This is a genomic window from Mesorhizobium sp. M7A.F.Ca.CA.001.08.2.1 (assembly GCF_003998455.1).
GTDB classification, from domain to species: Bacteria; Pseudomonadota; Alphaproteobacteria; order Rhizobiales; family Rhizobiaceae; genus Mesorhizobium; species Mesorhizobium ciceri.
This window is the reverse complement of sequence record NZ_RZPW01000713.1, coordinates 1-3,217: the sequence shown is the minus strand read 5'-3', so window position 1 is coordinate 3,217 and position 3,217 is coordinate 1. Positions and strand designations below refer to the sequence as shown.

3 protein-coding genes are annotated in these 3,217 nt (G+C 60.4%); all 3 read left to right on the top strand.

Annotated elements, in window-relative coordinates; all coding sequences use genetic code 11:
* Positions 1-899 (top strand): sensor histidine kinase (locus EN914_RS29550; protein WP_245497870.1); only part of this gene is annotated, 899 nt, incomplete at its 5' end.
* A 369-nt stretch (positions 900-1,268) separates the two neighbouring features.
* Positions 1,269-2,567, top strand: coding sequence for an epoxide hydrolase family protein (locus tag EN914_RS29545; RefSeq protein ID WP_024504945.1), 1,299 nt, complete (start codon positions 1,269-1,271; stop codon positions 2,565-2,567).
* A 133-nt stretch (positions 2,568-2,700) separates the two neighbouring features.
* On the top strand, positions 2,701-3,217 hold a 517-nt coding region (locus EN914_RS29540; protein ID WP_245497869.1), incomplete at its 3' end, for an alpha/beta fold hydrolase.

Genomic DNA, 3,217 nt, shown 5'->3' with positions numbered 1-3,217 from the left:
ACCTCGACTACCGCTACCGCGCGCAAATGCCGGACTCCTCGGTCAAGCACCTTCATCTAGTCGCTCACGGCGCGCAAAACAAAGATGGCCATGTGGAATATGTTGGGGCGATCCACGACGTGACAGACAGCCATCTAGCCGACGAGGCCATCAGCAAAGCCCGATCCGAACTTGCGCACGTGGCAAGGATCACGACGCTTGGAGTTCTCACAGCCTCTATAGCGCACGAAGTCAGCCAGCCGCTGATGGGAATTGTTACCAATGCCGCCACTTGCCTAAAGATGCTTGCTTCAGATCCGCCGAATATTGAAGGCGCACGCCGGACAGCACAGCGGTCTATTCGAGACGGCCACCGTGCTGCCGACGTGATAAAGCGATTGCGTGCCCTCTTCGGCAAGAAAGGCACCACTACCGAATCGGTGGATATTAACGACGCTGCCCGAGAGGTGATCGCGCTTTCGTCTACCGAGCTTCAGAGAAGCCGTACGGTGTTGCAGACCGACTTCGCTCGCGACTTGCCGCCGGTTATGGGGGATCGTGTTCAACTGCAGCAGGTGATGCTGAATTTACTGTTGAACGCATCTGACGCCATGAGCCATATCGAGGATCGCCCCAGGAAGCTCATCATACGAACCGAGTTGGACGGCGCCGACCGTGTTTGCCTGATCGTCAAGGACACGGGGGCGGGCTTTGATCCACAAGCCGTCGAAAAGCTTTTCGAAGCTTTCTACACCACCAAGAATGGCGGTATGGGGATGGGCCTTTCCGTCAGCCGGTCCATCATCGAAAGCCATCTCGGTTGTCTCTGGGCGGCTGGCAATGATGGCCCCGGAGCCACATTCTCTTTTTCGATTCCCCAGTCACTGGAACTGGCCCGCATCCACGCTTACACCGGGTAGGCGAGCGACATCTTCGCACTGATGCGATAAGCCCCTGCGCCCGTCGAAGACTGTTCGCGCGTGACCACTTAGCTCGCAAATCCACCTCCGCCTATCGTTTGATATGTTTGGTTCCTCCTGCACGCGCGTCCTCCGACGAGCCAATGCGAAGGTATCGGCGACACGTTCGTCCAATATATTCGGAGCGACTCTTCTGGCGTTATTGACCTTGCGGTGACCGCATCAGTCTTTCGATTTTCGCGGATGCGCAACGGACAAACCCAGAAGGAGAAGAACATGAACCCGCACGAAGGTGCACAGAATATTGGCAGCGTACGCGCAGGTCAGGATCGCCACGTTGATCTATCCCTGCCGAGAACGGGCACTGCGATGGCATTGTCATCCCCCTCGCGGCGCGGTTTTCTCTCCATGTCCGCAGCGGCGTCCATTGTAACGCTGGGCGTCACAGGCACGTTCAGTCTGCTTCCGGCGCAGCCGGCAGGGGCCGCACAAGAAGGAGCAGTCTATCCGTTTCAGGTCAACGTTCCCGAAGAAGCACTTGTCGATCTTCGCCGGCGCGTGCGAGCAACGAGGTGGCCGGCCAAGGAAACCGTGAAGGACGAGTCCCAAGGCGTGCAACTGGCCAATCTGCAGAAGCTCGTGCGGTATTGGGGGACCGACTACGACTGGCGCAAGGTGGAGAAGACGCTCAACGCCCTGCCGATGTTCCTCACCGAGATCGACGGCTTGCGCATCCAGTTCATCCACGTCAAGTCCAAGCACCCGAACGCGCTGCCGCTGATCATCACGCACGGCTGGCCGGGTTCGATTCTGGAGCTTCTCAAGGTGATCGGCCCGCTCACTGACCCAACCGCGCACGGTGGGACCGCCGAGGATGCGTTCGACCTGGTTCTGCCTTCAATGCCCGGCTACGGGTTCTCGGATCAACCGACCGAACCTGGCTGGGATGCCGACCGCATCGGCCTCGCCTGGGACGTTTTGATGCGGCGCCTGGGATACGAACACTACGTCGCCGCGGGGGGCGATTGGGGCTCTGTCGTCTGCGATAAGATGGCCCATCAGGCACCGGCGGGTCTGCTTGGCATCCATGTCAACATGCCTGCGACCGTCCCTCCCGAAGTCGCCAAATTCATGCGCGCCGGCGATCCGGCACCGGATGGGCTGTCTGCCGATGAGAAGGCAGCATACGACCAGCTAAACACATTCTTTGCGAAGAATGGCGCCTACGGCAGCATGATGACCACTCGGCCACAAACGGTGGGCTATGGGCTGTCGGATTCGCCCGCAGGCCTGGCCGCCTGGATGTACGACAAGTTCGCTCAGTGGACGTACAGCGGTGGCGAGCCTGAGCGTTCGCTCACCAAGGATGAGATGCTCGACGACATCACGCTCTACTGGCTCACCAACAGCGCGATCTCCTCGGCACAACTCTACTGGGAAAACAATGCGAACAACTTCAACGCCGTGGACATCTCGATCCCCGCTGCTGTGACGATTTTCCCCGGTGAGATCTACCGCGCGCCGCGAAGCTGGACCGAGCGGAGCTATCACAAGCTGATCTACTTCAATGTCGTCGACAAAGGCGGCCACTTTGCCCAGTGGGAAGAGCCGCAGCTGTTCTCCGCCGAAATGCGGGCAGCCTTCCGGTCCCTGCGTCAACTGACGTGACAAAGCCGGCGCAACGCGCGCCGGCCACCGCCGCGAGGCTGAGGCCATTCGGCAAAAGCCGTGTTCCGAACCAATCGTCGCAGCCCAATCGGCCTGGCCTTCATAGCCGCGCCTTCAGATGGAGAACATTGCCGTGACCAGAACCCGTTTCGCCCAGATCTCGCTCGCAATGCTAATTGCCATCAGCCCTGCCGGGGCCAGCACTGTTGGCCCTTCGCCAAGCAAGCGGCCGGCTGCGGCAACTGAAACCCTTGTCGCTTCCAATCCCGCGAAACCGACGATCGTGCTTGTGCATGGCGCCTTTGCCGATGGCACGGGTTGGCAGCACATCATTCCGATCCTGCAGCGCGACGGCTACACCGTCATCGCCGTACAGAATGCGCTGACCTCGCTTGCCGAGGACGTCGCGACGACCAAGCGGGTGATCGAGGCTCAAAAGGGTCCGGTCGTCGCTGTTGGCCACTCCTATGGCGGCGCGGTGATCACCGGTGCCGCGGCGGGGAACTCAAACGTGAAGGCACTTGTCTACATAGCGGCCTTCGCACCTGAAGCCGGCGAGCCAATTGGCGCCTACACCGAGAAATACCCATCTGCGCTCGGCTCAGCGCTCAGACCCGATGTGGCGGGGCTCGTCACCCTCGACCCGCCCC